14 protein-coding genes are annotated in these 17661 nt (G+C 68.9%); 12 read left to right on the plus strand and 2 right to left on the minus strand.

Features of this window, described 5'->3' with window-relative positions; genetic code table 11:
• The first annotated feature begins 166 nt into the window (after positions 1–166).
• The 11 genes from ACIOTO_RS06875 to cls all read left to right on the plus strand — a co-directional run bounded on the left by ACIOTO_RS06875 (position 167) and on the right by cls (position 14987).
• Positions 167–1267 (plus strand): AAA family ATPase, encoded by a 1101-nt coding sequence (locus ACIOTO_RS06875; RefSeq protein ID WP_374956818.1) that lies wholly within the window; start codon positions 167–169, stop codon positions 1265–1267.
• Between the two features lie 8 nt (positions 1268–1275).
• The gene (locus tag ACIOTO_RS06880) at positions 1276–2163 is read left to right on the plus strand and encodes a DUF58 domain-containing protein (protein ID WP_400857175.1); all 888 of its coding nucleotides are present in this window, start codon (positions 1276–1278) and stop codon (positions 2161–2163) included.
• Entirely contained in the window at positions 2150–2638 is a 489-nt protein-coding gene (locus ACIOTO_RS06885; RefSeq protein ID WP_105711417.1) for a hypothetical protein, read from the plus strand. The genes ACIOTO_RS06880 and ACIOTO_RS06885 overlap by 14 nt, the downstream gene beginning before the upstream one ends.
• On the plus strand, positions 2629–3615 hold the full coding sequence (locus ACIOTO_RS06890; protein WP_400857176.1) for a VWA domain-containing protein: 987 nt from the start codon (positions 2629–2631) through the stop codon (positions 3613–3615). The genes ACIOTO_RS06885 and ACIOTO_RS06890 overlap by 10 nt, the downstream gene beginning before the upstream one ends.
• Positions 3612–4661 (plus strand): VWA domain-containing protein, encoded by a 1050-nt coding sequence (locus ACIOTO_RS06895; protein WP_400857177.1) that lies wholly within the window; start codon positions 3612–3614, stop codon positions 4659–4661. Before ACIOTO_RS06890 ends, ACIOTO_RS06895 begins: the two co-directional genes overlap by 4 nt.
• A 239-nt stretch (positions 4662–4900) precedes the next feature.
• Positions 4901–6601 (plus strand): hypothetical protein, encoded by a 1701-nt coding sequence (locus ACIOTO_RS06900; RefSeq protein WP_400857179.1) that lies wholly within the window; start codon positions 4901–4903, stop codon positions 6599–6601.
• A 337-nt stretch (positions 6602–6938) separates the two neighbouring features.
• Positions 6939–8657 (plus strand): hypothetical protein, encoded by a 1719-nt coding sequence (locus tag ACIOTO_RS06905; RefSeq protein WP_400857181.1) that lies wholly within the window; start codon positions 6939–6941, stop codon positions 8655–8657.
• 189 nt (positions 8658–8846) lie between these two features.
• Positions 8847–11384, plus strand: coding sequence for an RICIN domain-containing protein (locus ACIOTO_RS06910; protein ID WP_400857182.1), 2538 nt, complete (start codon positions 8847–8849; stop codon positions 11382–11384).
• Between the two features lie 142 nt (positions 11385–11526).
• Positions 11527–12315: a hypothetical protein gene (locus ACIOTO_RS06915; RefSeq protein WP_400857183.1), complete on the plus strand. Its 789-nt coding sequence runs from the start codon at positions 11527–11529 to the stop codon at positions 12313–12315.
• Positions 12312–13415: a hypothetical protein gene (locus ACIOTO_RS06920; RefSeq protein WP_400857184.1), complete on the plus strand. Its 1104-nt coding sequence runs from the start codon at positions 12312–12314 to the stop codon at positions 13413–13415. The genes ACIOTO_RS06915 and ACIOTO_RS06920 overlap by 4 nt, the downstream gene beginning before the upstream one ends.
• A gap of 111 nt (positions 13416–13526) precedes the next feature.
• Positions 13527–14987 (plus strand): cardiolipin synthase, encoded by a 1461-nt coding sequence (gene cls / locus ACIOTO_RS06925; RefSeq protein ID WP_400857185.1) that lies wholly within the window; start codon positions 13527–13529, stop codon positions 14985–14987.
• A gap of 9 nt (positions 14988–14996) precedes the next feature.
• Here the strand turns inward: cls and ACIOTO_RS06930 are convergent, their stop codons facing one another.
• Both ACIOTO_RS06930 and ACIOTO_RS06935 read right to left on the minus strand, forming a co-directional pair.
• Positions 14997–15992 carry a hypothetical protein gene (locus ACIOTO_RS06930; RefSeq protein ID WP_400857186.1) on the minus strand — a complete coding sequence of 332 codons (996 nt, stop codon included), beginning with the start codon at positions 15990–15992 and terminating at the stop codon, positions 14997–14999.
• A gap of 69 nt (positions 15993–16061) precedes the next feature.
• The gene (locus ACIOTO_RS06935) at positions 16062–17033 is read right to left on the minus strand and encodes an alpha/beta hydrolase (protein ID WP_400857187.1); all 972 of its coding nucleotides are present in this window, start codon (positions 17031–17033) and stop codon (positions 16062–16064) included.
• 199 nt (positions 17034–17232) lie between these two features.
• On the opposite strand from ACIOTO_RS06935, the gene ACIOTO_RS06940 reads away from it, so the two are divergent.
• The gene (locus tag ACIOTO_RS06940; protein WP_400857188.1) at positions 17233–17640 is read left to right on the plus strand and encodes a pyridoxamine 5'-phosphate oxidase family protein; all 408 of its coding nucleotides are present in this window, start codon (positions 17233–17235) and stop codon (positions 17638–17640) included.
• Positions 17641–17661 lie beyond the last annotated feature (21 nt).

Raw genomic sequence — 17661 nt, forward strand, 5'->3', positions numbered from 1 at the left:
CATGACCCTTCGACGGATGCATGAGGGGCGGACGGCGAGCCCTCCTGCATCCGTCATCCGTTCATGCAGGTGAGCGGTGCGGGTGGGTCGGGCTGGGAACGGCGCGGACGGATGCGATTACGCTGGTCCGCGGGGGGACGCGCCGCGCTCCTCAGGAGGAGAGAGCATGCATGACCTGAACGCCGCATCCCCGTATCCGGCCGCGCCTCCGCCCCCGCCCGCACCCGCGCGCACACCCGACCCCGCACCCGCGTCGGCACCGGCCGCGGCACCGGCGAACGGCGCTCCGACGGATGCCGAGATGGCCAGGGCCACCGAGGTCCTGCGCATCATCTCCACCTCCTACTCGGCGAAGATGGTCGGTCAGGAGCGGCTGCGCACGAGCCTGCTCGTGTCGCTCATCGCCGGCGGGCACATCCTGCTCGAGAGCGTCCCCGGCCTTGCCAAGACCACCGCGGCCAGCACCCTCGCCGACACCGTGAAGGCGCAGTTCAAGCGCATCCAGTGCACCCCCGACCTGCTGCCGAGCGACATCACGGGCAACCAGATCTACGACGCCGCGACGGGCTCGTTCCGCACCGTGCTCGGTCCGGTGCACGCGAACTTCGTGCTGCTGGATGAGATCAACCGCTCCAGCGCCAAGACGCAGAGCGCCATGCTCGAGGCGATGCAGGAGCACCAGACCACCATCGGCGGCGAGATCCACCACCTGCCGAAGCCGTTCCTCGTGATCGCCACGCAGAACCCGATCGAGCAGGAGGGCACGTACGAGCTGCCCGAGGCACAGATGGACCGCTTCCTGCTCAAGGAGATCGTCGAATACCCGAGCCCGGCCGAGGAGCTCGAGGTGCTCAGCCGCATCGACTCCGGCGTGCTCGACCCGGATCGGCATGTGACCAGCGCCGTGAGCCTCGACGACGTGCGCCTGCTGCAGGACGTGGCGAGCCGCATCTACGTCGACCCCGCGATCCGCAACTACATCGTGTCGATCGCCTACGTCACCCGGAACCCCGCGCCGTACATCGGCGAGGAGCGCGCCCGCTTCATCAAGTACGGCGCGAGCCCGCGTGCCAGCATCGCCTTCCTGCAGGCGTCCAGGGCGCTGGCCCTGCTGAAGGGCCGCTCCCACGTGCTGCCCGAAGACATCCGCGAACTGCGCCACCTGGTGCTCCGCCACCGCGTGCTGCTGACTTTCGAGGCGGATGCCGAGGGTGTCCGCAGCGAGGAGATCATCGACCAGATCTTCGCGTCGGTCCCCACCCCCTGACCCCTCCGATGCCCAGCCTGATCACGCAGGTGAAGAGCAAGCTCTTCATCCACTCGACGCGCAAGTCGCTGCACGCGCTCGACGGCGCCTACGCGTCGCTCCTGCACGGGCGGAGCCTCGACTTCGAAGACCTGCGCAAGTACGAGTACGGCGATCAGGTGCGCGACATCGACTGGCGGGCGACCGCGCGGCTGGGCACCCCGCTCGTCAAACGCTCCCGCGCGACCCGCATGCACACGGTGCTGTTCGTGGTCGACACGGGCCGCTCGATGTCGGCCCTCGCCGCCGACGAGCGGTCGAAGAAGGAGCTGGCGATCCTCGCGACGGGGACGCTCGGCGTGCTCACGCTGCGCCACGGCGACGACTTCAGCACCGTCTACGGCGATGCGGTGAAGGTGCGGCGTCTCGCGCCCGGCCGCAGCGAGGGCGCGCTCGAACACGCCCTGCGCACGATCGACCGGGCGATCGACGACAGCTCGGCGCCCAGCGACCGCGACGCCCTGCTCTCGTTCGTGACCCGCACGATCTCCCGCCGGATGATCGTCGTCGTCATCACCGACGAGGCCCCGGTGACGAGCGAGACCGAGCGGATGCTGCGCCGCCTGCGCGTGCAGCACGACGTGCTCTGGCTCACCCTGCGTGACGCCGACCCCGTGCTGGATCACGCCACCGGACGCATCCGCAGCGACGCGGACAGCCGCTGGCAGGTGCCGGACTTCGTGCAGGGCGACCGTGCCATCGTGCAGGAGCTGACCGCGCAGCACGATGCCGACGCGGCGCACCGGGATGAGCTCCTCACCCGCCTCGAGATCAGCCACTCCTCCCTCGACGGGCAGGACGACGCCGTCGCGCAGCTATTGCAGCTGCTGAACCGGAGGTCGAATGCCCGGCTCTGAAGAGCTCTACCCGCCGGCGCAGTACGGCTGGGGATGGATGCTGCTCGCCATCGGCATCCTGGTCCTCCTGGTCCTCGGCGCCTGGCTGCTGATCGCGCTCACCCGTCCTCGCCGCACTCTGCCCGTGGATGAGGCCGCCGGGCACCCGCCGCTGATCATCGACGTGCTGTCGCAGCTGCGCACCGAGTACATGGGTCGCATCCAGCAGATCGAGGGCGATTACCGCGCGAACCGACTCACCGCCCGGCAGGCGAACCTCGAACTGAGCCGCGTCGTCCGCACGTTCGTGAACGAGTACAGCGGCCTGGAGGCCCCGGTGCTCGCGCTCGATGACCTCGTGGCGCGGGGCGTGCATCCCGCTTTGATCGACGCGATGGGCAGGCACTACTACCCCAGCATCTTCCGGCCGGGACCGGCCATCGATCCGATCGCCGGTGCCGAGGCGGCACGAACGGTGGTGCGGGCGTGGCACTAGCGAACGTGTGGATGCTGGTCGCCGCGGTCGCCGTCGTCCTGACCGCCGTCACGGTCGGCTTGATCCTCGGGCTGCGGCGACGCGGCGGCGGTCGCGGCGGCGACACGGCGCGTGTCGCTCGCGCCGAGCGGCTGCGCGCACTGCCGACGTTCCGCCGTGCGCTGGCTCGGCGGGCCCTCGCACTGTCGGGAATCCTCGCCCTGGGCGCGGTGACGGCGATCGTGGCGGGCGTCGTGGCCGCTCGACCGATGTCGGCCCAGACCATCCAGCCGGTCAACACGAGCCGCGACATCATGCTGTGCCTCGACGTCTCCGGCTCGATGTCCGAGGTCGACGTCGAGGTGCTGACGGTCTTCGAGGAGCTGCTCGACGACTTCGAGGGCGAGCGGATCGGGCTGACCATCTTCAACAGCTCCCCGGTGCAGATCTTCCCACTGACCGACGACTACGACTTCATCCGCGAGCACCTGGAGAGCATGACCCGGAGTTTCGACTACGTCGACCAGATCCCCGAGCACTGGGTCGGCACGCTCAACGGCGACGGCGCCTCCCTGATCGGCGACGGCCTCGCCGCCTGCACGATGGGGTTCGACCGTCCGGGTGACGACCGTTCGCGGTCGGTGATCTTCGCGACCGACAACGAGGTCAACGGCGCCTCCATCGTCACGCTCGACGAGGCCGCGGCCTACGCGGCCTCGAAGGAGGTGCGGGTGTTCGCGCTGAATCCCGTGCAGGGCAAGGATGCCGACGTCAGCGCGGAGCTCTCCGCCGCGGCCGAGTCCACCGGCGGGGCCGCATTCGGCCTGCGCGACACGACGACGGTCTCCGACATCGTCGAGCAGGTGCAGGAGCAGGAGGCGACCGAGCTGCGCGGCGAGGCGCAGGTGGTCTGGACGGACGCCCCGAATCTCTGGATCGCGGTGCTCTCGGTCTGTCTCCTCGGCTTCGTCGTGGTGCTGTGGAGGGTGCGACTGTGATCTTCCAGCCCGTGCTGAACCCGCTGCTGATCCTGCTGCTGTGCGCCCCGGTCGCCGCACTCGCGATCTGGGTCCTGGTGCGACCGCCCCGGACCGCCGGAGGGGCGCCTGCCGACACGCGCACGGTCGCCGGACACCGCGCGCTGTGGGCGATGCGCCTGGTGCTGGTGCTCGCCTGCGCCGCGCTGCTGCTGCGCCCCGGTATCCCGGGAGGCGCGACCCAGACGCTCGCGACCGACACCGACATCGTGCTCGTCGTCGACACGACCGCGAGCATCGTGGCCGAGGACTGGGACGAGGGCGAACCGCGGCTCGACGGCATCCGTGAAGACGTGCGCACGCTCGTCGAGGAGTACCCAGGAGCACGCTTCGCGCTCATCACCTCGGATGCGGCGGCCGAGCTGAGGATGCCGCTGACCACCGACACCACGGCACTCATGGGATCGCTGGAGGTGCTGCGGCCCGAAGTGACGAGTCAGTCGCGCGGGAGCTCGATCGGCATCGCGGCACCCCTGCTGACCGAGACCCTCGCGTCGGCGGCGGAATCATCGCCCGACCGCTCGCGGATGGTGTTCTACTTCGGCGACGGGGAGCAGACGGTCGACAGCGAGCCCGAGTCGTTCAGCTCGAGCGAGAAGTACACCGACGCAGGGGCCGTGTTCGGCTACGGCACTGCGGAGGGCGGGCCGATGCGCATCACGACGGGCGGGCTCGCCGAGGGCGGTGCCGAGTACATCCAGTACGAGGGCGCCGACGCGCTCTCCGTGATCGACGAGACGAACCTGGAGGCCATCGCCGACCAGCTCGGCGTGGAGTACGAGCACCGGACCGCGGAGGCCGCCCCGGTGCTGCCGGAGGCGCCGGCCACCACGACCAACTACGCCGAGTCGGGCGAGGTCGGCAACGTGACGGAGCTGTACTGGGTCGCGGCGCTGGTCATCCTCCTCATCCTGGGCATCGAGCTCACGCGCGCGACGATGCTCATCGCGAAGCTCCGGCAGCTGCGTCCGACGCGGCAGCGGCATCCCACCGACTCCGGGCAGTAGCACCGATCGCCTCGCACCCGCCGCGAGGACCTGTGGGAGATCCGGTATGAAGGTCCGGGATCCGTGGCGCTCCCGTCCGCCGGTCCGTATCGTTTTACCTGCCACGGGCTACCTGTCCGGGCATAGGTTCGTCGTCTCGGATCGACCGTGCCGCAGGCTCGTGGGGAAGCCGGCTCGGTGGGGACGCGCGGCGATGTCATGTCGGCCTGATGGGTCGACATCTATCACTGGGGAATCACATGGGGAACATCTTTGCGCTGAAGCGCGCCCGGAAGGCGGCCATCGGCGCTGTCGTCGGGGCCCTGGTCGTCAGCGGCCTGGTCTCGGTCGGCAGCGGAGCGGCGGTGGCGGCGGAGCCCTCGCCACCACCGCTCCTGCAACGTGACGAGAACGTCGTCACGTCGGATCCGATCCCGACGGTCCAGATCGACGACGGCTACGTCTGGGCGCAGGCGACCATCGGGTCGACGGTCTACGCCGTCGGCGAGTTCGACAACGCCCGCGAACCGAAAGCCGCACCGGGCACCGCACTGACCGCCCGGTCGAACGTGCTCGCCTACGACATCCAGACCGGCGCACTGCTGCCCTTCGCACCCACGGTCAACGGCGTGATCAAGGCCGTCGCCGCATCGCCCGATGGCAGCCGCATCTACATCGGCGGCTCCTTCAACTCCGTCAACGGCAAAGACCGCTGGAACATCGCCGCCCTCGACCCCACGACGGGCGAACTGGTGCCGGGCTTCATCCCGTCGATCGGCGGATCGGGCGTCTACGCCCTGGCGACCTCGGGCACGAGCGTCTACGCCGGTGGGCTGTTCACGCAGGGCAACCGCACCGCGCGGAAGAACCTCGCCGCCTTCGACGCCTCCAACGGCACCCTCCTGCCCTGGGCGCCGACGACTGACCAGCAGGTCGACGCGATGGTGATGGACCCGGCCGGGGCGGACACGATCATCGGCGGACGCTTCTCGCAGGTCAGCGGCAACACCGCACTGCGCGGCATCGGCGCCGTCGACAAGGCCACCGGTGCAGTGGACACCGCCTGGCAGACACCGTCCGCGATCAACAACGTCCGGGCCACCCGCTCCACGGGGCGAACGGGAATCTTCGGTCTCGCCACCGACGCGACGGGCGTCTACGGCACCGCCTGGTCCTATGGGGCCGTACAGCCGACCAACCTGGAAGGGGCTTTCGCGGCCGAAGCCGGGACCGGCAAGCTCCGCTGGGTGGCCGACTGCCTCGGTGACCACTACGGCGTCTACTCCACCGGCGAGGTCGTGTACACGACGAGCCACACCCACGCATGCCGGACTGTGGGCTTGCAGCCCGAGCAGCGGCAGACGACGTACCGATACTCGGAGGCATTCACCGCCGATGCCAGGGGCACACTGGGGCATCAGCCCAACGTCAACTACAGGGACTGGGCGGGTACGCCCGCTCCGTCGGCGTATGCCTGGACCCCGGACTGGGGCGTGGGTCAGACCACGGGCATGGGTCAGGCGGGCCTGTCCATCACGGGCACCGGGAACATGATCTCCGTCGGCGGCGAGTTCCGCTCGGTCAACAACGGCCAGTTCGAAGGACTCGTCCGCTTCTCGACGACGCCTCCGGGCGGAGCGAAGGACAAGCCCCGTCTCTCCGGCGACGACTGGACAGGAAGCGCCGAGCGGAACGCCGACGGTTCCGCGGGCGTCACCGTCACCCTCCCCGCCAACTGGGACCGCGATGACCTGACCCTCAGCTACGAGCTCCACCGCGCGGACAGCGCGACGCCGGTGGCCACGACGACGGCCGATGCCACCTGGTGGGACCGACCACTCGTGATCCTCGTGGACGAGACCGCCACGGACGATACACCACGGGAGTACACAGTGGTGGCGAAGGATGCCGACGGCAACGTCACCGCCAGCGGCGGCATCACCTGGATAGCACCCCACTGATCGAAGGGTCTCGGGTCGCCCGCTTCCGCAGCCTGAGTGGAAAGAACGAGAGCCGACCTCGGACCGCACCCGAGGTCGGCTCTGCTGGTCCCCCAGCGGCCGACCGGCTGCGCAGCCATCGCCTTCAGGTCTGCCATGGGACTGATCTCGCCCCGACTAGCGAACCAGCATCCGATATGCTATTATTTTACATGTCGATAGCTATCATGCTTCGATTTGGGGGTTCGTCGTCACGAACCGACTGGGCGCGGCCTCTGGGGAAGCCGTCTCGGTCTGGAGCGTACGTCGATGTCATGCCGATCTGGGGTCGGCATCAGATGACTGGGGAATCAACATCATGGGGAACAACTATGCGCTGAAGCGCGCGCGAAAGGCGGCCTTCGGCGCCGTCGTCGGTGTCTTGGTCGTCAGCGGCCTGGTCTCGTTCGGTGGCGGAGCGGCGGTGGCGGCGGAAGTCTCGTCGTCACCGCCGCCTCTGCTGCAACGCGACGAGAACGTCGTCACATCCGATCCGATCCCGACGGTCCAGATCGACAACGGCTACGTCTGGGCGCAGACGACCATCGGATCGACGGTCTACGCCGTCGGCAAGTTCGACAACGCCCGGGAGCCGAAAGCCGCACCGGGAACGGCGCTCACGGCGCGGTCGAACGTGCTCGCCTACGACATCCAGACCGGGGCGCTGCTGCCGTTCGCACCGAAGGTCAACGGGGTCATCAAGGCCGTCGCCGCATCGCCCGACGGCAGCCGCATCTACATCGGCGGCTCCTTCAACTCCGTCAACGGCAAAGACCGCTGGAACATCGCCGCCCTCGACGCCACAACGGGCGAACTGGTGCCGGGCTTCGTGCCCTCCATCGGCGGAACGGGCGTCTACGCCCTGACGACCTCCGGCACGAGCGTCTACGCCGGCGGCCTGTTCACCCAGGCCAACGGCACAGCGCGGAAGAACCTCACCGCGTTCAACGCGCCCGATGGCAAGCTGCTGCCCTGGGCGCCGACGACCGACCTGCAGGTCGACGCCATGGTGATGGATCCCGCGGGGGCGGACACGATCATCGGCGGACGCTTCTCGCAGGTCAGCGGCGACACCACGATGCGCGGCCTCGGCGCCGTGGACAAGACCACCGGTGCAGTGGACACCGCCTGGCAGGCATCCGACGCGATCAAGAACGGATCGAACAGCGGCACCGGTTCAGGCAAGGCCGGAATCTTCGCGCTCACGGCCGATGCCACCGGCGTGTACGGCACCGGGTGGGTGTATGGGGGCGCCGAAGTCGGAAACCTGGAAGGCACCTTCGCCGTCGAAGCCGGGAGTGGGAAGATCCGCTGGATCGCCGACTGCCTCGGCGATCACTACGGCGTCTACTCCACAGGCAAGGTCGTCTACACGACCAGCCACACCCATGCCTGCGGCACCATGGGCCTGCACCCGGAGCAGCAGCAGCTCACGCACCGTTACTCCGAAGCCTTCACGGCCGACCCCAGGGGCACTCTGGGACACCAGCCCAACGTCAACTACAAGGACTGGGCAGGAACCCCGGCACCGTCCGCGTATGCCTGGACGCCCGACTGGGCCGTCGGCGTCACCACCGGCATGGGCCAGGCGGGCCTGTCGATCACGGGTACGGGAGACATGATCTCGATCGGCGGTGAGTTCCGCTCGGTCAACAACGGGCAGTTCGAGGGCATCGTCCGCTTCTCCACAACACCTCCGGGAGGAGCCAAGGACGGGCCGCGTCTCTCCGGCGACAGCTGGACGGGAAGTGTCGCGCCGAATGCCGAGGGCACCGAAGGCGTCACCATCACCCTCCCCGCCAACTGGGATCGGGACGACCTGACGCTGACGTACGAGCTCCACCGCTCGGACAGCACGACGCCGGTGGCCACGACGACCGCCGATGCAACCTGGTGGAACCGACCGGACATCACCCTCGTCGACCTGACAGCGCCGAGCGACACTCCGCTGGAGTACACGGTGGTGGCGAAGGATGCCGACGGCAACGCCGCCACCAGCGGGGCATCGCCATGGGGGCAACGAACTAGCCGAGGCTGATGTCGGCCCTCTTCACGGGCCGCACCCCATATGCTATTATTTTACATGTCGGTAGCTATCGTGCTCCGACTGGGGTTCGTCGTTGCGGACCGACCGTGTGCGGACTCGTGGGGAAGCCGTCTCGGTGAGGGAACGCACGGCGATGTCATGTCGATCTGGGGTCGGCATCAAATCACTGGGGAACAACACATGGGGAACATCCTTGCGCTGAAGCGCGTCCGAAAGGCGGCCATCGGCGTCGTCGTCGGTGTCCTGGTCGTGAGCGGCCTGGTCTCGTTCGGTGGCGGAGCGGCGGTGGCGGCGGAAGTCTCGCCGCCACCACTGCTGCAACGTGACGACAACGTCGTCACGTCAGACCCGATTCCGACCGTCCAGATCGACAACGGCTACGTCTGGGCGCAGACGACCATCGGGTCCACCGTCTACGCGGTCGGCAAGTTCGACAACGCCCGCGAACCGAAGGCCGCACCAGGTACCGCGCTCACCGCGCGTTCGAACGTGCTCGCCTACGACATCGACACCGGCGCACTGCTCCCCTTCGCACCCACGGTCAACGGCGTCATCAAGGCCGTCGCCGCATCGCCCGACGGCAGCCGCATCTACATCGGCGGCTCCTTCAACGCCGTCAACGGCAAAGACCGCTGGAACATCGCCGCCCTCGACGCGAAGACCGGCGAACTCGTCCCGGGCTTCATCCCCTCGATCGGCGGATCAGGCGTCTACGCGTTGACGACCTCCGGAACCAGCGTCTACGCCGGCGGGCTCTTCACGCAGGGCAACGGCACCGCACGCAAGAACCTCGCCGCCTTCGAAGCCTCGAACGGCGCCCTCCTGCCCTGGGCACCCACGACCGACCAGCAGGTCGACGCCATGGTCATGGACCCGGCCGGGAAAGACACCATCATCGGCGGACGCTTCACGCAGATCAGCGGCAACACCGCGATGCGGGGTCTCGGCGCGGTCTGGAAGGGCAGCGGCGTCGTGGACACGAACTGGCAGGCCCCCCAGACGATCAAGAACGGAGCGACCGCGACTTCCGCGGGGCAAGCCGGGATCTTCGGGCTCGCCACCGACGCGACCGGTGTCTACGGCACCGCCTGGGCTTTCGAGGTGGGCGAGACGGTCAACCTGGAAGGCGCGTTCGCCGCCGAGGCCGGCACCGGCAAGATCCGCTGGGTCGCCGACTGCCTCGGGGACCACTACGGCGTCTACTCCACGGGCAAGGTGGTCTACACCACGAGCCACACCCACGCCTGCGGGACTGTCGGCCTGCACCCGGAGCAGCCGAAGACCACGCACCGCTACTCCGAAGCCTTCACGGCCGACGCGCGCGGAACACTCGGACACCAGCCTGCGGCTCCCAAGTACAAGGACTGGGCGGGCACGCCCGCTCCCTCGGCCTACGCGTGGTCGCCGGACTGGGCCGTCGGCGTGACCTCGGGACTGGGTCAGGCGGGCCTGTCGATCACCGGAACCGGGAACATGATCTCCATCGGCGGCGAGTTCCGTTCCGTCAACAACGGCCAATTCGAAGGACTCGTCCGCTTCTCGACTACGCCTCCCGGCGGAGCGAAGGACAAGCCGCGCCTCTCCGGCGACGACTGGGTCGGCTCTGCAACGCGAACCACCGACGATGCGAAGCGCGTCACCGTCACCATTCCCGCCAACTGGGATCGTGACGATCTCACGCTGACGTACGAGCTCTACCGGTCGGGCACCTCGACGCCCGTTGCGACCACGACGGCGGATGCGACCTGGTGGAAGCGTCCGGACGTCGTGCTCACCGACACGGCGGCCCCGACCGGTCCGCTGCCGCAGTACACGGTCGTCGCGAAGGACGCCGCCGGGAACACCGCCACGAGCGGCGTCGCCCGGGCGACGCCGCCGACCGGCACCATCGCGCTGGTCTCGAAGTTCAGCGGCAAGGCCGTCGGAGTCTCCGGCACCGCATCCCCCACGGTGCAGCAGCCCGTCACGGGAGCGGCATCACAGCAGTGGACCACGGTTCCGAAGCCGGACGGCAAGTTCCAACTGAAGAACGTGGCCACCGGGGCCTGCCTCGCGGTGTCCTTGAGCAAGGTCTTGTCGGGAAACGCGCAGGTGCTGCAGTGGGCCTGTGCCGACACCGCCAACTTCCTCTGGAGCCTCAAGGACGTCGGCAACGGCTACGGGCAGCTCGTCGCCGGCCACTCCGGCAAGTGCCTCACGCTCAGTGGCGGCGCCGCAGACGGCGCGAACTACGTCCAGACCGACTGCGGCGCGACCACCGGCGCGGACAACCTCAAGTTCCTCCTGCGCCCCGCCGGCACCGTCGCGCTGGTCGCGAAGGACAGCGGCAAGGCCCTCGGAGTCTCCGGCTCCGCCTCCCCCGCAGTCCAGCAGCCCGTCACGAAAGCCGCATCACAGCAGTGGACCATCGTGCCGAAGCCGTACGGCAAGGTCCAGCTCAAGAACGTGGCGACAGGAGCGTGCCTCGCCGTGTCGTTGAGCGCCAAGGTCCTGTCGGGACACGCGCAGGTGCTGCAGTGGGACTGCTCCGACCAGGCGCACCTCCTGTGGAGCCTGAAGGACCTGGGCAACGGTTACAGCCAGCTCGTCGCCAGCCACTCCGGCCAGTGCCTCACGGTGCTCGACGGCAACACCGCAGACGGTGCGAACTACATCCAGAACGACTGCACCGCAACACCGTCGACGTTCTCACAGTTCACCCTGCCCACCGCAGGCTAGGGCGCACGGACAGAGAGCCGACCTCGGGGATACCTGAGGTCGGCTCTGTTGTTCCCTGGATAGGATGTTCAGCGCTTCCCGTGCCGATTCGAGGACCGCTCGTCTGCCGCAGCACGGGGCGCGAGTGGCGAGGAGGTGGAGCGTGACGCACGCTTCGACACGCCCCGTCACCGAAGCGCACCGCGCACCCCTCCCGAACGAAGCGGCCGCAGCGCTTCTCCGCTCGAACCGTCGTCGCCGCAGCATCCGCCGGTGGGTCGCGATCGGAACCATCCCGCTCACCCTCGCGGCGCTGCTCTTCGTGGGCAAGCTGCTGAGCATGTACGCGTTCGCTCACCAGGCGATCACCGCCTACGTGGTCGACGACTTCGCAGGCTCCGAAGCCTCGGCGCGCGGACAGGACTTCCTCAACTGGTTCGAACCGTACAAGGCACCGTTCAACATCGGAACCGCCCTCGGCGCGGCCGAGCAGCTGCCCGAGGCCAGGGCTGAGCTCGAAGAGGCGCTCGATCTCGCCACCGGACTGGAGGTATGCGGGGTGCGGATCAACCTCGCGCTCGTCGTCGAGCGGATGGGCGACGCCGCGCGTGCCGACGGCGACGGTGCCGCCGCAGCCGAGTTCTACGGCGAGGCGCTCACCATCACGGTCGAGACGCCGGAGGAGTGCCACAGCGAAGAGGCGCAGCAGCAGTCCTCCGACCCGCAACGCGACATGTCCGACACCCTCGACGGCACCGAGGATCGGCTCAAGCAGAAGCAGCAGGAGCAACAGCAGGAGCCACAGGAACCCGAGCAGCAGCCCGGTGAAGAAGAGCAGCCCTCCGAGGGCAAACTCGACGAACTCGAGGGCAAGCTCGAACAGGGCACGCAGGAGCGGGATCAGCAGCAGGGCGACGAGCCCGGCGGCACGGGAACGGACAAGCCGTGGTGAGCGATCACGAGCAGCAACGGGCCCGCTACCTCGCCGGGGCCGAAGGGGCACCTCCCGTCCCCCCGCCCGGCGGTTATCACGGTGCGCGACGCCAGGCATCGGCCCCCGCCCGTGAATCCGCCGTCGCCCCGAACCCGATCTCCCCGGACCCGAAGCAACCCGCGAACGCCCTCGGATGGATCGCCCTCGCCATCGCCGTCCTGTTCGCGCTGACCCTGCTCGGCACGCTGGTCGCCGGCGGCACCGACGTGCTCTACGGCGTCACGATGCTCACCGCGCAGCTCGTGGTGGTCGGCACGGTCGTCGCCGCCCTGTTCTCGCCGCGTGCACGCAAGCTGGGGGCGATCGCGCTGATCGTGACCGTCCTGTTCAACGTCGCGACCGTCGGCGGCATGAGCGCGCTGCAGACCTCGGCCGCCGGCAGCTACCAGGGCGCCAAGTCCGCCGATCAGAAGCACGCGGAGGCGTACCCCGGCATCAAGGGCACCGATCCGCAGGAGACGCTCGGGCAGCAGTCCCTGGAGGAGGTGCGCGCGCAGTCCGAAGAGCTCTTCGCCGACATCCGGACTCGGCTCACCCAGGAGTTCGGATACACCTGGGTCCCCGTCGGTGACGAGGACCTGCGCCCCGAACGCAACGGCTACGGCGGCGAATCGATGCTCGTCGAGTACACCTCCGCGGCGTGGGCGACCGAGCAGCCCGTGCAGGGCTACGCGCGCAAGCAAGCGGTGATGGCCGCGATCAACGACGAGGTCGTGCGGCACGGCCTGTGGGAGCTCTACTCCTTCAACGACCCGACCGGGTCGGGCATCGACCCGTCGATGATCGCGAAGCTCTACGGCAGCGATGATCCCCGCACGCAGCACACGTGGGAGTACTACACCGAGAACTACCCCGATCCGATGCGCTTCTACGCCAACATCTACGACCTGTCGAACGACCGGGACGGCGGCTTCCTCGCCGCGCGCGAAGCCCAGACGGCCCGCACCGGGGAGCCACTCGAAGGTCTGCAGCTCGTCGTGATCGCCAGCGGTGTGCTCGGCGAGGCCGACCGCGACGAGTTCGAGACGAAGCTGCAGGAGTATCCCGGCTTCGAGTGACCGTGCGCGGCACACTCCGACGCCGCGAACGCCCCACCCGTGCAGGATGAGCCGCGCACCGCGCCCGTCGCACCGCGTGCCACACTCAGGCATCCCCTCGAAGGAGGACGAATGGACGCGCTCGTCTCCGCGAACCTGATCTGGACGATCCTGGCCCTCGCGGCCCTCGCCATCAACGTGATCGCGCTGATCTACATTCCCCGCGACCGCAAGCCCACGGCCGCGATGGCCTGGCTGCTGCTCGTGTTCCTCGTGCCGTTCGTCGGCATGGGCCTCTACCTGCTGATCGGCAACTTCCGGCTGCCGAAGAAGCGCCGCGACGAGCAGCAGCGCATCACCGCGATGATCGCCGCCGCGGCCGTGGAGGATCCGGACCCGCAGGCTCCACGCTGGCTCCAGCGCGTGGCTCAGCAGAATCACGCCCTCACGGGACTGCCGGTGGTCGGCGATTCTTCGGCCGAGCTGATCGACGACTACCAGGGGTCGATCGATGCCATGGCCGCCGCGATCGACACGGCCGAGCGGTACGTGCACGTCGAGTTCTACATCGCCGCGTCGGACGCCACGACCCGCGGATTCTTCACGGCGATGGAGAAGGCCGTCGCCCGCGGCGTCTCCGTGCGTCTGCTGGCCGACTACATCGCCTCGCGCAAGATCCCGAAGTCCGAGGAGACGTTCGCCGAGCTCGACCGGATCGGCGTGTCCTGGTCGTGGATGCTGCCGGTGCGGCCGCTCAAGGGTCAGTACCAGCGACCCGACCTGCGCAACCACCGCAAACTCGTCGTCGTGGACGGGAGGGTCGGGTTCGTCGGCTCGCAGAACCTCATCTCGCGCGACTACAACGCGGAGAAGAACATCAAGCGCGGACTGATGTGGCAGGAGCTGATCGCGCGGGTCGAGGGTCCGGTCGTCGCCCAGGTCGACGCCGTCTTCCTCTCCGACTGGCTGATCGAGACCGGCGAGGATCTGTCCACCGTCGAGCGGGTTCCGGCGTCCGCCGTGCCGCGACCCGCAGGCGGCGACCTGCACTGCCAGATGGTGCCGAGCGGCCCGGCGTACGGCACCGAGAACAACCTGCGGATGTTCCTCTCCCTCATCCACGGCGCCACCGAGAGGGTCATCCTCACCAGCCCGTACTTCGTGCCCGACGAGGCCATGATCTACGCGATCACCACGGCCTGCCAGCGCGGACTCGATGTGCACCTGTTCGTCTCCGAGCTCGGCGACCAGGGGATGGTCTATCACGCGCAGCGCTCCTACTACGAGACACTGCTGCGCGCGGGCGTGCGGATCTTCCTCTACCCGCCGCCGTACATCCTGCACGCGAAGCACTTCTCCATCGACGACGACGTCGCCGTGATCGGCTCGAGCAACATGGACATCCGCTCGTTCAGCCTGAACTCGGAGATGTCACTGCTCGTGCGCGGAGAGTCCTTCGTGGCGCAGATGCGCGAGGTCGAGCAGAAGTACCGCACCGCGGGGCGTGAGCTGACCCTCGACGAGTGGCTGCGCGAGCCCGCGAAGTCGACCTTCCTCGACGGGGTGTTCCGGCTGACGTCGGCACTGAACTGAGTCGCCTGCTCAGGACCCGAGCGTCAGCAGCATCCGGGCGAGCACATACCGGGCGTGCCCTCGAGAGGTACGCGGGTCGTAGCCCAGGCCCTCGACGAGAGCCGTCAACCGCTCCTGCACGCTGGAGTGATGTCGGCCCAGGCGGAGGGCTGCGGCGCGCACGCTCTGCTCCTCGGCGACGGCGTCGAGGAGCTCGCGACTGCGGTCGTCGAGGGCGGCGAGCGCGGCGGCATCCGGATGGAGCGGACCTTGCTCGGCGGCCTCCGCGACGAGCAGCAGGGCTCCGAGTTCGGCGACATCGACGACCGGTTCTGCGGGACTGGTCAATCGGACGGCGACCAACGCCGAGGACCACGACCGTGGAAGGTGCTCCCCCGGCCCCGCGGTTCCGAGACCGAGGCGCAGCCCCTCGCTGTCAGGCCAGGCGCTCACGGCATCCGTCTCGGCATCCAGGATCGTCGCGCGGGTCAGGCCGTGCCGGGTGGCGACCACGGCCGACGGATGCTGCGGCAGGGGCGCAGGATCGGGCGGTGAGGCGACCAGGCGCAGCGTGCGCGCGCCGAGCCGGAGCCGGGGCAGAGCGGCAGCGCGCTCGTCGGCTCCCGCGTACGAGCTGATCGCGAGTTCGACCGCGCTCTCCGGTCCCACCGAGCGGCGCGCTCGGATGATGCCGAGGGCGAGACTCAGCCGCTCCAAGATCATCGTGTCGTTCGTGTGCGCGGGCCCCTCCCGCTCGATCCACGCGATCGCTCCCGGCCCGCTCTCCCGCACCGGCCAGGCATGCGACGGCTCGATCGGGTCGATGCGCACGCCGTCGGCCCGCACCCGCACGATCTGCCGTCCATCGCGCTGGCCGACTGTCGCGCCGCTGAGCACAGCGGCACCGCGCAGCATGCTCTCCACGCCGACGGATCGGGCGACGAGGGCATCGAAGTAGGTGACGACCTTGAGCGTCTCGCTGGCATCCGGGTCGAGGGCGGTGAGCCGCCCCAGCAGATCTTGCATGTCGGGCTCCATCGCGCACGGGGATTCCACCCTACGGGGTCGGTTCGGCCCCGCAGGGTGGGATCGGACTCAGGAGAGCAAGCGGTTCACCCAGTTGTCCCGCGCGGCGAGCATGGCCTGCGCGACGGCGGTGTGGGGGGCGAACATGTCGAAGCCGTGGAAGCCGCCGGCCCACACGTGCAGCTCGGCCTGGACCCCGGCCTCCCAGAGCTTCGTGGCGTAGGCGACATCCTCGTCGCGGAACACCTCGGCACTGCCGCAGTCGATGAACGCGGGCGGCAGTCCGCGCAGGTCGGCGGCCCTGGCCGGGGCGGCATAGATCGAGACGTCATCGGTGCCCTTGCGGTCGCCCAGGAGCGCCGTCCAGCCGGTGATGTTCGATCCGCGGTCCCAGACGCCGATGCCGTCGATCTGACGGGTCGACACCGACTCGTCGCGGTCATCGAGCATCGGGTAGATGAGCAGCTGCCCGATCAGCTCAGGGCCTCGCCGGTCACGGGCCAGCAGAGCGGTGCCGGCAGCCAGACCGCCGCCCGCGCTCCCGCCGCCGATCATGAGGCGTGACAGGTCGATGCCGAGCTCCCCCGCGTTCTCGGCCGCCCACAGCAGCGCGGCGTAGCAGTCCTCCACCGGGTACGGATCGGGGAACTCGGGGGCGAGCCGGTACTCGACCGTGACGATCACACCGTTGAACCGCTCGGCCCAGTCGAGGAAGCCGACGACACCGAGCCAGCGGTTGCCGATGATCATCCCGCCGCCATGGGTGTGGAAGAAGCCGGGACCGGTGCCGGTGCGGCCTTCCTTCTCGATCACGGAGACCACGATCTCGTCACCCCCGTGGCCGGGGATCGACACGTCGCGAAAGGTGAACCCGCGCTCGGCGAGCGCAGCGAAGATCTCATCCTCGCTGCCGACCGGCGACTGGCGCAGGAACGGGATCATCTCCGGCGTGAGCGTGGACGGCAGTTGGTCGCCCACGAGGGCGAGGGCGGCTTCGAGTTCGGGGTCGAAGGGCGGGCGCGCCAGGGTCGTGTCAGTCATCAGAACTCCTTTGTCCTCGGCCGCCATCGCGGCGGCTACCCGCCAGCCTCGTGCACGCCGCATCCGAGGGTAACCCGCCAGCCACGGCGGATCCGACGCCTCCCGTCCGCCGGGTGGCGGGGTCGCGGTTCCGCCGGTGGCGGACTCCCTTGAAGGGTCGTGTCGCCCCGGATAGCCTGGCGCCAGGGAAGGAATGCGCATGATCCGAGAACTCGATGAACAGCAGTCCTACGACCTGTTGAGCACCACCACGATCGGACGCATCGGCTTCGTCCATGACGGGCGGGTGCAGATCCACCCGGTGAACTTCGCGGTGTCGGGGCAGGAGCTGCTTCTGAGGACGTCGCCCGATGGCCTCCTGGCCGACCTGACGCGGGCGCCCGTCGACGTCGCGTTCGAGGTGGATTACCACGATCCGATCGGGAGCACGGCGTGGAACGTGCTGCTGCACGGCAGTCTCTCCCGTGCGCCGGAAGAAGAAGCCGCCGGCATCGCCGCTCGTGTGCACCCCTGGGCTGGTGAGGATCGGAGCCTCCCTCTGGTCCTGCACATCGAGAGCATCTCCGGTCGCAGCGTGCGGCGAGACTCGTCGCGCGGGGAGATCTGAGGCGCGGCGGTGGGGTCTGCC

It is taken from the genome of Microbacterium sp. NPDC087592, from assembly GCF_044743585.1.
Classification (GTDB): domain Bacteria; phylum Actinomycetota; class Actinomycetes; order Actinomycetales; family Microbacteriaceae; genus Microbacterium.